Here is a 17,892-nt window from a genome sequence, read left to right as displayed (position 1 = left end):
GGGAAGGTACCGCGACGATCCGCGTTCGGCCGTCCACACGGCCCGCGCCGACCGGGCGCGTCGTGCAGATCAGCCGAAGGTCAACTTCAGGTGACGGCGCAGGTCGGCGGTGTCGAGACCGTGCGCGCTGTAGCCGAGATAACCGTCCGGGCGCACCACGAACGTCGACGTGCCCGCCACGGAGTAGCTGCGGGCGAAATGGCCGTCGGCGTCGCGCAGCACCGGCAGCACGGTGCTGTCGACGTCGGCGGCCGGCGCGGCGACCAGATAGACGTCGGCCTGCCCGTGGGCGGCGTCGCGGGCCGCGTCGGCGGCCGCCTCGAACCGTCCGATGTCGGCCGGGCCGGTGTCCCCGTCGGCGTACAGCACGACGGTGTGGTCGCGGCCGAACACCTCGAACAGCCGCAGCGGGTTGGTGACCGCGTCGCGGGACAGGCCGGTGGCGTCGGGGGCCCGCCCGCCGGGCAGCGGATCCCCGGAGTGCGCCGAGACGATAGGACTGTCCGCGTAGTCGATGAGCAGCTGGGCCTCCCTGCGCATCACGAAGTCCATGTCGGTGGAATCCGCCCCGATGCCCTGCCGGGCGCTGCGCACGGTGCGGCCGACGACCTCTTCGCCGACCGGTCGGCGTTCGGCGTCGTAGCTGTCGAGCAGTCCGGGTGCAGCGTGACCCGCCACGGCCAGCGCGAGCTTCCAGGCGAGGTTGTGGGCGTCCTGGATGCCGGTGTTCATCCCCTGGGCCCCGGTGGGCGGGTGGATGTGGGCGGCATCTCCGGCCACGAAAACCCGGCCGCGGCCATACGTGTCCACGATGCGATGGCTGATCCGGAACACCGACGACCAGCGCAGATTGCGCGCCGTCGTCGGTTCGGGGGACAGGCGGTCGAGCACGGCCTGGATGTGGGACAGCTCCGGGGCGCGGCTGCCCTCGAACCCGTGGGCGACCCCGCCGCTGGGCGCCGTCGCCAGGTCGTCGGGCACCAGCATCGACATGCGGTAGCGGTTGCGTCCCGGCAGCGGGATGCACACCAGCAGATCGTCGGCCTGCCCGTCGGTCCGACGTACGGACCGCACGGCATAGCCGGGGGGCTGTGACCAGTCCACCTCGACGTCGCCGAGCATGTACTGCTCGTCGAACGCGGCGCCCTCGAACGACAGACCCAGCCCCTTGCGCACTGCGCTGTGCGCACCGTCCGCGCCCAGGAGATAGTGCGCGCGCACCCGTTCCTCGCCCGCGTCACCGGCCACGGTCACCGTGACGCCGTCGTCGTCCTGGCTGAACTCGGTGACGCGCACGCCGCGCTGCACCGACACGCCGCGCCGTGCGAGTTCCTCGCGCAGCACGCGCTCGGTCTCGTACTGCGGGATGCACAGGAAGCCGAAGGGCACGTCCGACGGGAGCGCCAGATCGATCCGGCCCGCCGGCTCGCCGTTGACGTAGACGCACTGCCCCCGCATCTGGGTTCCCGCGTCGAGGATCTGGCGCAGCACGCCCATGTTCTCGAACACTTCGAGCGTGCGAGGTTGCACGCCAACGGCTTTCGCATACTGCGGCGGTGCGGTCAGCGGATCGACGATGCAGCAGTCGACCCCGCGGCGGGTGAGTTCGATGGCGGCGGTCAACCCGATGGGGCCTGCGCCCGCGATGAGGACCTCGGTGTCAGACACCGCACGAGTATGGCGGGCCGGGCCGCCCTGGGGGTGATCTTGAAGGATGCGGCCCATGCTGGGGGACGTGCGAGTGCGCCTCCACCCCGACCCCGACGACTTCGTCGCGTGCGCCGGCGACTGGTACCGGCGGAGCCCCATCGTGCACACCGTCGAACTGTCGCTGCTGCGGGGCGGGATGTCCGCCGACGAGGCGCCGCTGCTGGTCACGGCGTGGGAGGACGACGAACTGGTGGGCGCGGCGATGCAAACCCCGCCGCTGCCGATGCTGTGCGGCGGGCTGAGCGGTGTGCCGGCCGACGAAGCGGTCAGCGCGCTGCGCGGCGCCGGCATCGCCGTACCCGGTGTGCGCGGACCACGCCGGACCGCCGAGACGCTCGCCGAGCGGTGGCGCGCCCAGACCGGCGCGGCCACGGAGGTGACCACCGAGGAGCGGCTGTACCGGTTGGCCACCCTGAGCGCACCCGTCGGCGTACCCGGCGGACACCGCGTCGCGCGCACCGCCGATCAGCCGGTGCTCATCCGTTACCAGTGCGATTTCGCGGTCGAGGCGTTCGGTCACGCACCGGACCCGCGGCGGGCGGCGGCGGCAGTGGCGGGTTCGGCGGCGGCGGGGCACGCCTATCTGCTGTGGACGGCCGACGGGGCGCCGATGAGCATGGCCGGCGTGCGGGCACCCGCGGCCGGGGTGTCGCGGATCGGACCGGTCTACACCCCGCCGGAGGTCCGCGGACGGGGGTTCGCATCGGCGGTCACCGCAGCCGCTTGCCGGTGGGCCCTGGCCGCCGGCGCCCGGCAGGTGGTGCTGTTCGCCGACCTGGCGAACCCGACGAGCAACCGCGTCTACCGGCGGCTCGGTTTCGTACCGGTCGGCGATTCGATCTCGATCGCCTTCCGCGTACCGTAAACGTGTGCCCAAGACGAGTTCCCGCACCACCGGCCGCCTCAGCGGCAAGTTCTGGAAGCTGCTCGGCGCCGCCACCGAGAAGAACCAGGGCCGCTCACTGGCACAGGTCACCGCCTCGGCGGAGTTCGAGAAGCGAGCCGCCGACCTCGACGACGAGCAGCTGCGCAAGGCCGCCGGTCTCCTGCGCATGCAGGATCTGGCCGAGGCCGACGACATTCCGCAGTTCCTGGCGATCGCGCGGGAGGCCGCCGAGCGCGCCACCTCGCTGCGCCCCTTCGATGTCCAGCTGCTCGGCGCCCTGCGCATGCTCGCCGGCGACGTCGTGGAGATGGCGACCGGCGAGGGCAAGACACTCTCCGGGGCGATCGCCGCCGCCGGGTACGCCCTCGGCGGCCGCAGCGTCCACGTCATCACGATCAACGACTATCTGGCCCGCCGCGACGCCGAATGGATGGGTCCGCTGCTGGAGGCGCTCGGGCTGACGGTCGGGTGGATCACCGGTGAATCGACCGCCGAGCAGCGCCGCGCCGCCTACGGCTGCGACATCACCTACGCCTCGGTCAACGAGATCGGCTTCGACGTGCTGCGCGACCAGTTGGTCATCGATGTGGACGACCTGGTGTCGCCACGGCCGGATGTGGCGCTGATCGACGAGGCCGACTCCGTGCTGGTCGACGAAGCGCTGGTGCCGCTGGTGCTGGCGGGCACCAGCCACCGCGAGACCCCGCGGGTGGAGCTGATCCGCATGGTCGGGGAGCTTATCCCTGGCACCGACTACGACACGGACGCCGAGAGCCGCAACGTCCACCTCACCGACCGCGGCGCCCGCAAACTCGAGGCGAAGCTCGGCGGTATCGACCTCTACTCGGAGGAACACGTCGTCTCCACGCTGACGGAGATCAACGTCGCCCTGCACGCCCACGTGCTACTGCAGCGGGATGTGCACTACATCGTGCGCGACGGCGCCGTCCACCTCATCAACGCCTCGCGCGGCCGCATCGCGCAGCTGCAGCGCTGGCCCGACGGGCTGCAGGCCGCCGTCGAGGCCAAGGAGGGCATCGCCACCACCGAGACCGGCGAGGTGCTCGACACCATCACCGTCCAGGCGCTGGTCAACCGGTATCCCACGGTGTGCGGGATGACGGGCACCGCGCTCGCCGCCGGTGAGCAGTTGCGCCAGTTCTACAAGCTCGGGGTGTCGCCGATCGAGCCGAACAAACCGAACATCCGCGAGGACGAGGCCGACCGCGTCTACGTCACCGCCGCGGCCAGGACCGCGGCGATCCTCGAGCACGTCGAGGCGGTGCACGCCACCGGTCAGCCCGTGCTGATCGGCACCCGCGACGTCGCCGAATCCGAGGAGCTGCACGAGAAGCTGGTCAAACACGGCATCCCCGCGGTCGTGCTCAACGCCAAGAACGACGCCGAGGAGGCCCGCGTCATCGCCGAGGCCGGCAAGCTCGGGGCGGTCACGGTGTCCACGCAGATGGCCGGCCGGGGCACCGACATCCGGCTCGGCGGTTCCGGCGCAGACGACCACGCCGCCGACCACGAGAAGGTGGCCGAACTGGGCGGCCTGCACGTCGTCGGCACCGGCCGTCACCACACCGAGCGGCTCGACAACCAGCTGCGGGGCCGCGCCGGCCGCCAGGGCGACCCGGGCTCATCGGTGTTCTTCTCCAGCTGGGAGGACGATCTGGTTCGCGCCCACCTCGACGTCGACAAACTGCCGATGCAGACCGACCCGGACAAGGGGGACGGGCGGGTCCTCACCGACAAGGCCGCCGGGCTGCTCGACCACGCGCAGCGCATCGCCGAGGGCCGGCTGCTCGACGTGCACGCCAACACGTGGCGTTACAACCAGCTCACCGCCCAGCAGCGCGCGATCATCGTCGAGCGGCGCGACACGCTGCTGCGCACCGCCGCCGCCCGTGAAGAGCTCGCCGAGCTGTCCCCGAAGCGCTACGCCGAACTGTCCGAGCAGCTCTCCGAGGACGAGCTCGAGCGGATCTGCCGGATGATCATGCTCTACCACCTCGACCGCGGCTGGTGCGAGCACCTGGCCTATCTCGCCGACATCCGGGAGAGCATCCACCTGCGCGCGCTCGGCAGGCAGAACCCGCTCGACGAATTCCACCGGATGGCCGTGGACGCGTTCGCATCCCTGGCCGCCGACGCCATCGAAGCCGCGCAGCAGACGTTCGAGACCGCACCCGAGATCGAGGACGAGCCCGGCATCGACCTGTCCAAACTCGCCCGCCCGACCTCGACGTGGACGTACATGGTCCACGACAATCCGCTGGCCGACGACACGATGGCGGCGCTGAGCCTGCCCGGGGTGTTCCGCTAAGTTCAGGCTATGAACGCTCCGGGGGCGGCGGGCGCGCGAGACCGGGTGCTGACCGTGCCCAACGCGCTGTCTGCACTGCGCCTGGTGCTGGTGCCGGTGTTCCTGTGGCTGCTGCTGGTGGTGCATGCCTACGGGTGGGCCGTCGGGGTGTTGATGTTCAGCGGCTTCTCCGACTGGGCCGACGGCAAGATCGCCCGGCTGGTCGCCAACCAGTCCTCCCGGCTCGGCGAACTGCTCGACCCGCTCGTCGACCGCATCTACATGATCACCGTGCCGCTGGCGTTGGCCGTGCACGGCAGCGTGCCGTGGTGGTTCGTCGTCACCCTGCTGGGCCGCGATCTCGTGCTGGCCACGACGCTGCCGCTGCTGCGCAGCCGGGGACTGACCGCGCTACCCGTCACCTACCTCGGCAAGGCGGCGACGTTCGCGCTGATGTCGGGGTTCCCGCTCGTCCTGCTCGGACAGTGGGACGCGCTCTGGAGCCGGGTGGTGCTGGCCTGTGGCTGGGGCTTCCTGGTCTGGGGACTGGCGTTGTACGTGTGGTCCGGCGTGCTCTACCTGATTCAGGTCGGTCTGGTGCTGCGGCGCATGCCGAAGGTGCACACCGGTGGTTGACCCGGGACCCGGCGGCCGGCGCATGCTCGGCGGGTTCGACCCGTCGGCGGGCCTGAGCCACCACAAGGCCGCCGCACCCCAGAAGATCCCGGTGCCGTCGCTGCTGCGCAGTCTGCTGTCCGACCACCTCGACCCCGGCTACGCCGCCGCGGCGGCCGCCCGCCGGGACGGCGCACGCAGAGGCCGGGCCCGGGAGTGGACCTGGCAGGTGGCGGCCGCGCTCGCGGTGGCGGCGGTCTTCGCCGTCGCAGCGACCCAGGCGCAGATCGCCGCGCCGGAGGCCCGGGAGGCCCAGCAGGTGCTGGCCGGCAGCGTGCGCGCGGCCGAAGCCGCCGACGATCAACTCACCGCCGAACGCAGCACCCTGGCCGCCGAGGTCGCCGCGCAGCGCCGCAGCCGGCTCGAGGGCGACGCGCTGGGGCGGCAACTGCTCGCCGACCTCGACGTCGCCGACGCCCAGGCCGCCGCGACCGCGGTGATCGGGCCGGGGTTGGTGGTCACGGTCACCGACCCCGGTATGTCGAAGAACCTCTCGGACGTGTCCGTGCGGCGGGTCGAGGGCAGCGCGCAGGTCATCCTCGACCGCGATCTTCAGCTGGTGGTCAACTCGCTGTGGGCCGGCGGCGCCGAGGCCGTGGCGGTCGGCGACGTCCGCATCGGCCCGAACGTCACCATCCGGCAGGCAGGCGGCGGCATCCTGGTCGACAACCAGCCTGTCAGCAGCCCCTATGTGTTGCAGGCGATCGGCCCACCGAACACGATGGCGGAGTCGTTCCGCGGCAGTACCGGGCTGCAGCGGCTGCGGCTGCTGGAGACCTCCTACGGCGTCGGCGTCACGGTCGCCACCGCCGAGGCGCTGACCGTGCCCGCCGCCTCGGTGCGCGAGGTCAACTTCGCCGAACGGCCGGGCGCCTGACATGACCACCGGACGAACGGATCACCCATGATCGGAATCGCCGCCCTCGTCGTGGGCATCGTGCTGGGTCTGGTGTTCCGGCCCAATGTGCCCGAGTTCGTCGAACCGTATCTGCCCATCGCGGTGGTCGCGGCGCTGGACGCGGTATTCGGCGGGCTGCGCGCCTATCTGGAGCGGATCTTCGACGCCAAGGTGTTCGTGGTGTCGTTCGTGTTCAACGTGCTGGTCGCGGCGCTGATCGTCTACGTCGGCGATCAACTCGGGGTCGGCACCCAGCTTTCCACCGCGATCATCGTGGTGCTGGGCATCCGCATCTTCGGCAACGCCGCCGCGCTGCGGCGCAGACTGTTCGGCGCCTGACATGACCGACCCGCAGACCCCCGCCGACCCGCCGGACCATCACGCGCCGCAGCACGGCCGCCACGAGCTGCCGCCCGACGCGAAGCCGGGCCGCCCGGGGACCCGGCGCACCCGCTCGGAGCTGCTGTTCGGCGCCCTGGCCGTGGTGCTGTGCCTGGTGCTGGGCGTGGCGATCGTCACGCAGGTGCGCCAGAACGAATCCGGTGATTCGCTCGAGACCGCGCGACCGGCGGATCTGCTGGTGCTGCTCGACTCCCTGCAGCAGCGCGAGGCGTCCCTCAACAGCGAGGTCACCGAACTGCGCAGGACGCTGGAGCAGCTGCAGGCCACCGGCAGCACCGATCAGGCCGCCATAGAGAACGCCCAGGCCCGCCTCGCCGCGCTGTCGATCCTGGTCGGCATGGTCGCCGCCACCGGTCCGGGGGTGACCCTGACCATCACCGACACGGTGCCGGGCGTACCGGCCGACACGCTGCTCGACGTGATCAACGAGCTGCGGGCGGCCGGCGCCGAGGCCATCGAGATCCAGGGGGCGATCCAGGGGGCGGGCGAGGGCGGCACCGGGGACCGGCGGGCGGCGGTCCGGGTCGGCGTGGACACCTGGGTGCTCGGCAGGCCCGGCGCCCTCGACGTCGACGGCACCACGCTCTCACCGCCGTATACCGTTGTCGCGATTGGTGATCCGCCGACCCTGGCCGCGGCGATGAACATCCCCGGCGGCGCGATGGACAGCATCGAACGCGTCGGTGGGACGATGGTGGTGCAGCAAGCCGACCGCGTCGACGTCACCGCCTTGCGGCAACCGAAACCGCGCCAATACGCTCAGCCAGTCAAATGACCACCCGCCCCCAGTCGGACCCCCGAGGAGCCCCGTGAGCGACATCCCAACCGAGCTGTACTACACCGAGGAACACGAGTGGGTGCTGCGTACCGGTGACGACACCGTGCGGGTCGGTATCACCGACTATGCGCAGGCCGCCCTCGGCGACGTGGTCTTCGTCCAGCTGCCCGACGTCGGCGCGGACCTCACCTCCGGTGAGACGTTCGGCGAAGTCGAGTCCACCAAGTCGGTCTCGGATCTGTACGCGCCGGTGAGCGCGAAAGTCCTTGCGGTGAACACGAATCTGGAGGGCAGCCCGGACCTGGTGAACTCCGATCCGTACGGCGAGGGCTGGCTGGTCGACCTGCAGCTCGACGCCGACGAGATGGAGGCTGCGCTCGGCGGACTGCTCGACGCCGACGGATACCGTGCCGTCGCCAGTGAGTGACCAGTTGTTAGGGTTCTGCAGACCAGAAGGCGGATCCGGCGGTGGTGGACACAACGACGTCCGCTGCGCGGTACGGTCGAACATGACACGACGGCCGGGTACCGGCCGGGTATCGCCACAGCAGCCAGTGAGGAGCAGCGGGTGACGGACAAGGACATCAACTCTGGGGCTGACCAGTCTGAAGAAGTCACCGTGGAGACGACGTCGGTGTTCCGGGCCGACTTCCTCAACGAGCTCGACGCGCCTGCGGCGCCCAGCGGCGACAGCGCCGTTTCGGGTGTCGAGGGTCTGCCCGTCGGATCGGCACTGCTGGTCGTCAAGCGCGGCCCCAACGCAGGTTCGCGGTTTTTGCTCGACCAGCCGACCACGTCCGCCGGCCGGCACCCCGACAGCGACATCTTCCTCGACGACGTCACCGTGAGCCGCCGCCACGCCGAGTTCCGGCTGGAGAGCGGCGAGTTCCAGGTGGTCGATGTCGGCAGCCTCAACGGGACCTACGTCAATCGCGAACCCGTCGACTCGGCCGTGCTGGCCAACGGCGACGAGGTCCAGATCGGCAAGTTCCGCCTGGTCTTCCTGACCGGTCCCTCCGACGACAACGGCGGCGCGACCAGCTAGTCGCGTGCGTTCCGTCCCGGTAGCCCCATGACACAGCCCGAACGGCCGGCCCTGGCCGGTATGTCGATCGGAGCGGTGCTGGATCTGCTGCGGCCGGATTTCCCCGACATCACCATCAGCAAGATCCGCTTTCTCGAAGCGGAGGGGCTGGTGACGCCGGAGCGCACCGCGTCGGGCTACCGACGGTTCACCGCCTACGACTGTGCGCGGTTGCGGTTCATCCTGACTGCCCAGCGCGATCAGTATCTGCCGCTGAAGGTGATCAAGGCCCAGCTCGACGCCCAGCCCGACGGCGAACTGCCCGCCGCAGGCGGCTCGGCGTACGGCGTGCCGCGTCTGGTCACCGCCAACGGCGCGGGCCGGGACGTCAACGGGGTCGGGGCCGGGGTCGCCGGCATGGCCCAGCCCCAGGTGCGGCTGAGCCGCGAGGATCTGCTGGAGCGCTCCGGGGTCGGCGAGGACCTGCTGGCAGCGTTGTTGAAGGCGGGTGTAATCACTCCGTCGTCCAGGGGCGGCGGCGGGATCTTCTTCGACGAACACGCCGTGGTCATCGCACAGTGCGCCCGCGCCCTGTCCGACTACGGCGTCGAACCGCGGCACCTGCGGGCGTTCCGGTCGGCCGCCGACCGGCAGTCCGATCTGATCGCCCAGATCGCAGGTCCGATGGTCAAGGCGGGCAAGGCCGGTGCGCGCGACCGCGCCGACGACCTGGCCCGCGAAGTCGCCGCACTGGCCATCACGCTGCATACGTCGCTCATCAAGTCGGCCGTACGAGACGTATTGGACCGGTGAGGATTAGACTCGCTGACACGGGCCGGAGACATCCGGCCCGGACGTCGGATCAGGTATCCGACCGGCAGGACCGTCCGACGAGGACAACGAGCACACCGGTGCGGAGGGCAGTGTCTGATGGCTGAGGTTCGTGTGATCGGCATCCGCGTGGAACAGCCCCAGAATCAGCCGGTGCTGTTGCTGCGCGAATCCAACGGGGACCGCTATCTGCCCATCTGGATCGGACAGTCCGAGGCCGCCGCGATCGCGCTGGAGCAGCAGGGTGTCGAACCGGCCCGGCCGCTGACCCACGATCTGATCCGCGACGTGATCACCGCTCTGGGCCATTCGCTCAAAGAGGTGCGGATCGTGGATCTGCAGGAGGGCACGTTCTACGCCGACCTGATCTTCGACCGCGACATCAAGGTCTCGGCGCGGCCCTCGGACTCGGTGGCGATCGCGCTGCGGGTCGGGGTGCCGATCTACGTCGAGGAGGCGGTGCTGGCCGAGGCCGGGCTGCTGATCCCCGACGAGAACGACGAAGAGGCCACCGGCGCCGTGCGCGAGGACGAGGTCGAGAAGTTCAAGGAATTCCTCGACAGCGTGTCGCCCGACGATTTCAAGGCCACCTGAGATGCGAAACGTGCTGTTGATCACGGATGCGTCTCAACTCGGCGCTGGCTGCTCGACACGCGGCGCAACGTTCGGTCAACCCCGCGTACGGCGGTAATACTTTGAGGGCGACGGGCAGTCAGGACGTCGCGACAAGCGTATGCTCGGACACATTCGGGCTGGTGGCATAACCGCTGCAGTGCAGGTCACGGCTGTTGTGGGCCTTGCGAGTTCGATCGGCGAGAGGAATCGGTAGTGGGCGAGAAGCCACGTCAGGAGCAGCTCGACCTGACCACCGAAGGCACCCCGGCACAGCCCGTCGCGCCGGTGGGGGAGCCGGTGCAGGCCGGGTTGTTCCCGGACGACTCGGTGCCCGACGAACTCGTCGGATACCGCGGGCCGAGCGCCTGCCAGATCGCCGGCATCACCTACCGGCAGCTCGACTACTGGGCCAGGACCTCGCTGGTCGTGCCCTCGATCCGGGGCGCAGCCGGTTCCGGTAGCCAGCGGCTGTACTCGTTCAAGGACATCCTCGTCCTCAAGATCGTCAAGCGGTTGCTCGATACCGGCATCTCGCTGCACAACATCCGCGTCGCGGTCGACCACCTGCGTCAGCGCGGCGTCAGCGACCTGGCCAACATCACGCTGTTCTCGGACGGCACCACCGTCTACGAGTGCACCTCCGCCGAAGAGGTCGTCGACCTCCTGCAGGGCGGTCAGGGCGTATTCGGTATCGCGGTGTCCGGGGCGATGCGCGAACTCACGGGAGCGATCGCCGACTTCCCCGGCGAACGCGCCGACGGCGGCGAGTCGATCGCCGCACCCGAGGACGAGCTCGCCTCGCGGCGTAAGCACCGCGACCGCAAGATCGGCTGACCGCAACCCGGTCTGGGCAGGCGGCCGACTCAACCGCCCGGTAGACTGACCGACGCATCACCCGTGTGCGGGAGAGCTCCGTGGCAGCCGGTCACGGACGCCGAAGGAGCAACACCTCTCCGTCAACCTCTCAGGCACCCAGGACCGCCCACGGCCACGATGCCTCTGGAAAGTGGTGGATTCGTCCACCCGCCCATGGGGAAAGTCGCACTCCGGTACGCGGATGCGGTGAATCTCTCAGGCGCCCGTGACGGGTGGACGACAGAGGGAGGGGAACCCCACGGTTCTGTTCCCATCCGCGGCCCCCCAGAGGAGACGCCCGTGCTCGATGCCCATCAGCCCCGCTTCGCAGACCGTCACATCGGACCCGACTCCGACGCCGTCGCCGTCATGCTCGACACCATCGGCGTGCCCTCCCTCGACGAGCTGGCCGCCAAGGCGCTGCCGGTCAACATCCTCGACGAGCTCGGGGCCGACGGAGTCGCACCGGGCCTGGAGGCGCTGCCCGCACCGGCCTCGGAGACCGAGGCGCTGGCCGAACTGCGTGCGCTGGCGGGCACCAACACCGTGGCCGTGTCGATGATCGGACAGGGCTACTTCGACACCCTGACCCCGCCGGTGCTGCGTCGCAACATCCTCGAGAATCCCGCCTGGTACACCGCGTACACGCCGTACCAGCCGGAGATCAGCCAGGGCCGGCTCGAGGCGCTGCTGAACTTCCAGACCATGGTGTGCGATCTGACCGGCCTCGAGGTCGCCGGCGCCTCGATGCTCGACGAGGGCACCGCCGCCGCCGAGGCGATGACGCTGATGCAGCGCGCGGTCCGCAGCAAGTCGATGCGGCTGGCCGTGGACGCCGACGTGTACCACCAGACCGCCGCGATCCTGGCAACCCGCGCACGGCCGCTGGGCATCGAGATCGTCACCGCCGACCTGCGCGACGGTCTGCCCGACGGCGATTTCTTCGGGGTGATCGTCCAGCAGCCGGGCGCCAGCGGAGCGCTCGTCGACTGGGCGCCGCTGGTCGGCGAGGCGCACGAGCGCGGCGCGCTGGTCGCGGTCGGGGCCGATCTGCTGGCGTCGACGCTGGTCACCCCGCCCGGTGAGTTCGGGGCCGACGTGGCGTTCGGCAGCACCCAGCGCTTCGGGGTGCCGATGGGCTTCGGCGGTCCGCACGCCGGCTACCTGGCCGTGCGCAACAAGCACGCCCGCCAGCTGCCCGGCCGCCTGGTCGGGGTGTCCCAAGATGAAGATGGCGCTGTGGCGTTCAGACTGGCGCTGCAAACGCGCGAACAGCACATCCGCCGGGATAAGGCGACCAGCAACATCTGCACCGCACAGGTGCTTCTCGCGGTGATGGCCGCGATGTACGCCAGCTATCACGGCGCCGAGGGTCTGACCGCGATCGCCCGCCGGGTGCACGGCCACGCCCGTGCCGTCGCCACCGGTCTGCGCAGCGCAGACGTCGAGGTGGTGCACGACGCGTTCTTCGACACCGTGCTGGCCCGGGTGCCCGGGCGCGCCGCGGCCGTCCGCGACGCCGCCAAGGAGCGCGGGATCAACCTCTGGCTCGTCGACGCCGACCACGTGTCGGTGGCGTGCGACGAGGCCACCACCGCCGACCACGTCGCGGCGGTGCTCGCCGCGTTCGGCGCCGACCGTGGTGGACAGCCGTTCGTCGGACCCGAGATCGCCACGCGCACGAGTGAATTCCTGACCCACCCGGCATTCACCCGGTATCGCACCGAGACCGAGATGATGCGGTACCTGCGCGCACTGTCGGATAAGGACATCGCGCTGGACCGCAGCATGATCCCACTCGGGTCGTGCACGATGAAGCTCAACGCCGCCGCGGAGATGGAGCCCATCACCTGGCCGGAGTTCGGCCGGCTGCACCCGTTCGCCCCGGAGGGCGACACCGCCGGCATCCGCCGGCTGATCGCCGATCTGCAGACCTGGCTGACCGGGCTCACCGGCTACGACGAGATCTCACTGCAGCCCAACGCCGGATCGCAGGGCGAATACGCCGGTCTGCTGGCCATCAAGGCCTACCACGAGGCCAACGGGGATCCCGACCGCGACGTCTGCCTGATCCCGTCGAGTGCGCACGGCACCAACGCCGCCTCGGCCGCGCTGGCCGGGATGCGGGTGGTCGTGGTGGCGTGCCGCGAGAACGGTGACGTCGATCTCGACGACCTCCGCGCGAAGGTCACCGAGAACGCCGACCGGTTGGCCGCGCTGATGATCACCTACCCGTCCACCCATGGCGTGTACGAACACGACATCGCCGAGATCTGCGCGGCCGTGCATGATGCGGGCGGTCAGGTCTACGTCGACGGCGCCAACCTCAACGCGCTCGTCGGCCTGGCCCGGCCGGGCCGGTTCGGCGGCGACGTCAGCCACCTCAACCTGCACAAGACGTTCTGCATCCCGCACGGCGGCGGCGGCCCCGGTGTCGGCCCGGTCGCCGTGCGCAGCCATCTGGCGCCGTATCTGCCCGGCCATCCGCTCGCCGACGAACTCGGCGACGACCGCAGCGTGTCGTCGGCGCCCTACGGGTCGGCGTCGATCCTGCCGATCACGTGGATGTACATCCGCATGATGGGCGCGCCGGGGCTGCGGGCGGCGTCGCTGACTGCGATCGCATCGGCCAACTACATCGCCCGCCGTCTCGACGAGTACTTCCCCGTGCTCTACACGGGCGAGAACGGCATGGTCGCCCACGAGTGCATCCTCGATCTGCGCCCGATCACCAAGCAGACCGGCGTCACTGTCGACGATGTCGCAAAGCGGTTGGCCGACTACGGTTTCCACGCGCCCACGATGAGCTTCCCGGTCGCGGGCACGCTGATGGTGGAGCCCACCGAGAGCGAATCGCTGACCGAGGTCGACGCGTTCTGCGCGGCGATGATCGCGATCCGCGGGGAGATCGACCAGGTCGGTTCCGGGGCATGGCCGGCCGAGGACAATCCGCTGCGCAACGCCCCGCACACCGCGGAGAGCCTGCTGGTGGACGAGTGGCAACACCCGTACACCCGGGAACAGGCGGCCTATCCGCTGGGCAAGCACTTCCGGCCGAAGGTGTGGCCGCCGGTGCGGCGCATCGACGGCGCCTACGGCGACCGCAACCTCATGTGCTCCTGCCCACCGATCGAGGCGTTCGCCTGATCGCGGACCTGATCTAGGAGCGGTACGAGCGCGCTGCCGGCGCCCAGTCGCCGACGAGTTCGCTCAGGGGTGCGGGCGGTCCGAACAGATAACCCTGCATCAGGTGGCAACCTGCGGACAGCACCGCGTCGGCCTGATCGGGTGTCTCGATACCTTCGGCGGCCACGCTCAGACCGAGAGACTCGCAGAGTCCGATCACCGATCGGTACAGCGCGAGATCCCGATCCGGGTCCGTACCGACGGCCAGGATGCGATCGAGTTTGACCATGCTCACCGGGAGGGTGTGCAGGTAGGTCAGCGAGTTGTAGCCGGTGCCGAAATCGTCGAGCGCGACCTTCACGCCCGCCGCCTTGAGCCGGGTGATCTGCGCCGCGGCGTCGGAGAGGTCGACTATGGGCGCCGTCTCGGTGATCTCCACGACGAGCCGATCACTGGAGATGCGGTGCCGCTCGAGGGTGCCCCTGACGTTCCGCTCGAAGTCCGGATTGCCGAGTCGGGCGGCCCCGATGTTGACGTGGATGTCCACGGCCAGACCGGCCGACTCGACCTCGTCGACCACCCGCTCGAGGATCAGTGCGTCGAGGGCGGCGCCCAGGCCGGCCGATTCCGCGGTGCCCACGAACGTCTCGGGCGGGACCTGCATGCCGTTGGGCGCCGTCCAGCGGGCCAGGGCCTCGCCTGCCACGAGGGTGCGCTCGGGCAGCTGCGCCCAGTTCAGCCGCTGGGTGAGCAGGCGCTGCGCCCGCATGGCGATGATCTGCCTGCTGGTCACCAGTACCACCATGAGCACGAGCGCCGCGATGATGAACGGATGCCATGGCCGGTCGTGCAGTGCGTGATAGGCGAACAGCGCGGTGATGCCCAGGAAACCGACGTGCGGAATCACAAGCTGGGTCCAGTCGGTGCGCAACCGCCCGTCGTCCGGCTCGGGCTTGCGCGGCGGATACTCGAACATCGCGAACGCGATCAGCATCGGTCCGACGATGCGTCCGATGCCACCCCACAGTTCGGCGTTGCTCGCCCCGAAGGCCTGGAGGTAGGCCGTCACCCGAGTGGACGTCGCCATCATCACCAGGCCGCCCGCGAAGAGCATGTAGTTGGTGCGGTGCGGTGCGGGCGGAACGGGCCGTACGCCATCGCGACGAGTACGGAGACGCCGACGATGGCGACCTGGGCCGTCACGAACACCAGTTTCACGGCGTCGTCGGTGATCGCCCCGGCCGTCGGGAGACCGGTCCCGCTCATCGTCGCCAGGATCAGAAACGCCAGGGCCGCGACCAAGCCGTCGAGGACGTTGGTCAGCGGAAGCCGGTACCGGAAGCCGTCATGGGTGGCGGTGTCGTTCTCCCAGCTGGACCGGACCAGCAGCACCAGGGCCACGAGGACGAAAACGGGGCACAACAGATAGGCGACGGTGACCGCCGAATTCGACATGCCGGCCCACAACAGGAAATGCGTCCCCAGCCAGCACGCCATCGACGTCGAGTAGCACAGCCGCCACCACCGCGACTGTCCCTGCACCCGCGCTGCCACGGCGAACCCGCAGACCAGCGACGCCACATCCGCGCCGAGGCGCAGGGCGACCTCCACGACGTCAGCCGTCTCCCGTCCCCAGGGCGCCGCCGCGTTGACGACCGAAAGTCCGGCGACCAGCTAAGACAACACGATGTACGGCGTGTAGCGGTTGGTGAGCACCCGTCTCGACTTTCGGACGTTCTACCCCCGCGACTGACCCGATCGCGAGAACGTCAGCGAACAATTCACCGTGCTGGGCATGACCGAAACCCCTGATCGCCCGAAGGGCTGAGCGTGTTGGGCAGCGCTACCGCAACATCGTGGTGAGCGCTGCCGCCAGCTCGGGTGAGTCGGAGGTGGTCAGGCCCTGAAAGGTGCCGCCGGTGGCCTGGGTGATCGCTTCCCAGGTCGCCCGGTCGGGGTCGTCACCGAAGTCGATGACGTTGACCGCGACCGGCCGCGCCTCGTCGAACGCGTCGCGGATGAACGCCTCCAACCCGGGGCCGTCGAGCGTCTGATCGGTGTGCGGCCCCTGGGTGATGACGGTGACCGCGTTGGGCTGCCCGGGCCGGAAGTTGGCGAGCGCCTGGTTGTACACCAACCGCAGCGTGGTGAACGACACCGCACCACCGGAGGTGGACGAAAGCTGGTCGAGCGTTGTGGTCAACGCGTCCCTGCGCTCCGACAGCGTCCCCAGCGGCACCTGGGAGGTGCCCGAGGTGGCGTTGAACGTCCACAGCCCGACGGCGGACGTGGGAGGCAACGCCTCGATGCGGGGGATCAGCGCGTTGACGACGTTGCCCATCCGCGAGTTCGCACCCTCCTGCGCGGGCATGGCGAGGTCGAGCATGAGGGTCGTGGTCGCGCCCTGCGCCGGGGAGGTCAGCGCCTCGGCGATCTCGGCGCGCTCCGCGTCGTTGCCGACCGCCATCGGGGCGGGCACCGCCGCGAAGTCCACGACGTCGCTCGGTGGCGGGGAACCGTTGCCGGTGCGGAAGCCGGCCGCCGCCAACTCCGACAGCCGGGCGGGATCGCGCATGAACCGGGCGAACTCGCTGGCCGCGGCGATCTGTTCCCGGTCGAGCCAGTCCCCGGCCAGCAACACCGTCGGATAGTCCGCGGTGGCCGTCGGACCTGCCGGCCGCCACCCGGCGACGGTGTCCTTGGCATCGGGCAGCGACGCTGCCCGGCTGAAGAGCTGCTGTTCGGTCAGCGGGACGGCGTGCACTTCGGCCGCGGCGGGATCGTCGGCGTCCAGCAGGGCGTCCATCGCGGCGTCGGTGGTGTCCGCGCTGAGTTCGGGAGCGCCGGCGGCCAACGTCGTGACCGCGCCGATCCCGTCGGTGGCCGGTGCGCCCTCGGGAGCGGCGGTCGTCGCGACGGCCTCGGCCGCCAGGTACGACGCGTCGCTGTCGCGGGGCAGGGCCAGCTTCAGCGGTCCCCATCCGGGCAGGCCCAGTCCGTCGAGCGCGGCCGGATCGTTCTGCAGGCCGGGCAGCGTGGACCAGTCCCGCTCGCCGAGCCGGTCGAGGAGCTGCGGGGGCACCGCCAACACGACAGGCGAGGTGACCAGGGACCGGGCGTCGCTGATGGTCTCGGGTCCGGTGGCGGCTTCGAGACGCGCCGCCGACAGACTGCTGGCGGGAATCCACAGTGCGGGGCGTTCGCCGAGGTCGCCGGGCCAGTCACCGCCGAAACCGGCGAGCACCTGGCCGGAGCCGGCCGGGCGGACACCCACCTGCACGCAGCGGTCACCCACGGGGCTGGCGGTCTCGTTGTAGCCGTCGGCCAGCTTCTGGATCTGCTGGGCGATCGACGGGTCGGCCACCACCGCGACGTCGAGCTGACCGCTGACACACCGAGCGGCGGCCGCGTCGCTGCGGCTGTCGAGCGCGTCGCCGAAGAAGCGCCACGCGATCACCGCGCCGACCACCACGACGACCGCGACCAGTGCCGCGATCACCGGCGTGCTCACCTTGCGGCGCTGGGGTGCCAGGCTGCGGTGGCTACCGGTCCACTCGCCGTTGTCCCAGCCGACGGTGCGCTGCGCGCCGGTGGCCGGACCGGAATCACCGGTCGGCGATGCGGGGATCGCCTCCGTCGCATCGTCGGCATACGGCTGCTCGGGATCGCCGGACCGGTCCTCGGGATCGGGAAGGCTGTGTCTACCCACGTTTATCCACGCCTGCCCGAGCTTCTACCCACGTCCCTACCCATACCTGTCCCCGTTTTCGCGTCGCAGGCAGTT

The 17,892-nt window shown here is 70.3% G+C and carries 16 protein-coding genes and 1 riboswitch; of the genes, 12 read left to right on the top strand and 4 right to left on the bottom strand.

Annotated elements, in window-relative coordinates; all coding sequences use genetic code 11:
* Window positions 1-69: 69 nt before the first annotated feature.
* A complete protein-coding gene (locus A5757_RS22245) occupies window positions 70-1,668 on the bottom strand; it encodes an FAD-dependent monooxygenase (RefSeq protein ID WP_066839006.1) in 1,599 nt (532 codons plus the stop codon).
* A gap of 55 nt (window positions 1,669-1,723) precedes the next feature.
* On the opposite strand from A5757_RS22245, the gene A5757_RS22240 reads away from it, so the two are divergent.
* From A5757_RS22240 to gcvP, 12 genes are all read left to right on the top strand, one after another.
* Complete coding sequence (locus tag A5757_RS22240; protein WP_231984085.1) at window positions 1,724-2,575, top strand: GNAT family N-acetyltransferase; 852 nt, start codon at window positions 1,724-1,726, stop codon at window positions 2,573-2,575.
* Window positions 2,576-2,579: 4 nt separating this feature from the next.
* Window positions 2,580-4,925 carry an accessory Sec system translocase SecA2 gene (secA2, locus tag A5757_RS22235; RefSeq protein ID WP_066839003.1) on the top strand — a complete coding sequence of 782 codons (2,346 nt, stop codon included), beginning with the start codon at window positions 2,580-2,582 and terminating at the stop codon, window positions 4,923-4,925.
* A 9-nt stretch (window positions 4,926-4,934) separates the two neighbouring features.
* Window positions 4,935-5,540, top strand: a complete 606-nt coding sequence (locus A5757_RS22230; protein ID WP_066838999.1) for a CDP-alcohol phosphatidyltransferase family protein — start codon at window positions 4,935-4,937, stop codon at window positions 5,538-5,540.
* 22 nt (window positions 5,541-5,562) lie between these two features.
* Window positions 5,563-6,456, top strand: a complete 894-nt coding sequence (locus A5757_RS22225) for a DUF881 domain-containing protein (RefSeq protein WP_066838997.1) — start codon at window positions 5,563-5,565, stop codon at window positions 6,454-6,456.
* A 27-nt stretch (window positions 6,457-6,483) separates the two neighbouring features.
* Entirely contained in the window at window positions 6,484-6,816 is a 333-nt protein-coding gene (locus A5757_RS22220) for a small basic family protein (RefSeq protein ID WP_066838995.1), read from the top strand.
* Window position 6,817: 1 nt separating this feature from the next.
* Window positions 6,818-7,654: a DUF881 domain-containing protein gene (locus A5757_RS22215; protein ID WP_066838993.1), complete on the top strand. Its 837-nt coding sequence runs from the start codon at window positions 6,818-6,820 to the stop codon at window positions 7,652-7,654.
* Between the two features lie 34 nt (window positions 7,655-7,688).
* Window positions 7,689-8,084, top strand: a complete 396-nt coding sequence (gene gcvH, locus A5757_RS22210) for a glycine cleavage system protein GcvH (protein WP_066838990.1) — start codon at window positions 7,689-7,691, stop codon at window positions 8,082-8,084.
* A gap of 141 nt (window positions 8,085-8,225) precedes the next feature.
* On the top strand, window positions 8,226-8,702 hold the full coding sequence (gene garA, locus A5757_RS22205; RefSeq protein WP_066838989.1) for a glycogen accumulation regulator GarA: 477 nt from the start codon (window positions 8,226-8,228) through the stop codon (window positions 8,700-8,702).
* Window positions 8,703-8,729: 27 nt separating this feature from the next.
* Complete coding sequence (locus tag A5757_RS22200) at window positions 8,730-9,494, top strand: MerR family transcriptional regulator (RefSeq protein ID WP_066838987.1); 765 nt, start codon at window positions 8,730-8,732, stop codon at window positions 9,492-9,494.
* Window positions 9,495-9,611: 117 nt separating this feature from the next.
* Entirely contained in the window at window positions 9,612-10,106 is a 495-nt protein-coding gene (locus tag A5757_RS22195) for a bifunctional nuclease family protein (protein WP_066838986.1), read from the top strand.
* A 234-nt stretch (window positions 10,107-10,340) separates the two neighbouring features.
* Window positions 10,341-10,961 carry a MerR family transcriptional regulator gene (locus A5757_RS22190; protein ID WP_066838984.1) on the top strand — a complete coding sequence of 207 codons (621 nt, stop codon included), beginning with the start codon at window positions 10,341-10,343 and terminating at the stop codon, window positions 10,959-10,961.
* Between the two features lie 58 nt (window positions 10,962-11,019).
* A riboswitch (glycine riboswitch) is annotated at window positions 11,020-11,118 on the top strand.
* Between the two features lie 164 nt (window positions 11,119-11,282).
* Entirely contained in the window at window positions 11,283-14,129 is a 2,847-nt protein-coding gene (gene gcvP, locus A5757_RS22185; protein ID WP_066838982.1) for an aminomethyl-transferring glycine dehydrogenase, read from the top strand.
* Between the two features lie 13 nt (window positions 14,130-14,142).
* On the opposite strand, the gene A5757_RS23840 is transcribed toward gcvP, so the two are convergent.
* The 3 genes from A5757_RS23840 to A5757_RS22170 form a co-directional block, all read right to left on the bottom strand.
* Window positions 14,143-15,222 (bottom strand): EAL domain-containing protein, encoded by a 1,080-nt coding sequence (locus A5757_RS23840; RefSeq protein WP_066838980.1) that lies wholly within the window; start codon window positions 15,220-15,222, stop codon window positions 14,143-14,145.
* A complete protein-coding gene (locus A5757_RS23835; RefSeq protein ID WP_066838978.1) occupies window positions 15,198-15,719 on the bottom strand; it encodes a hypothetical protein in 522 nt (173 codons plus the stop codon). Before A5757_RS23835 ends, A5757_RS23840 begins: the two co-directional genes overlap by 25 nt.
* A gap of 232 nt (window positions 15,720-15,951) precedes the next feature.
* Window positions 15,952-17,817 carry a substrate-binding domain-containing protein gene (locus A5757_RS22170; protein ID WP_066838975.1) on the bottom strand — a complete coding sequence of 622 codons (1,866 nt, stop codon included), beginning with the start codon at window positions 17,815-17,817 and terminating at the stop codon, window positions 15,952-15,954.
* Window positions 17,818-17,892: the final 75 nt, after the last annotated feature.

Origin of the sequence: Mycobacterium sp. 852013-51886_SCH5428379, assembly GCF_001665575.1 — a bacterium.
Lineage (GTDB): Bacteria > Actinomycetota > Actinomycetes > Mycobacteriales > Mycobacteriaceae > Mycobacterium.
This window is presented reverse-complemented; position numbering and strand designations above follow the sequence as displayed.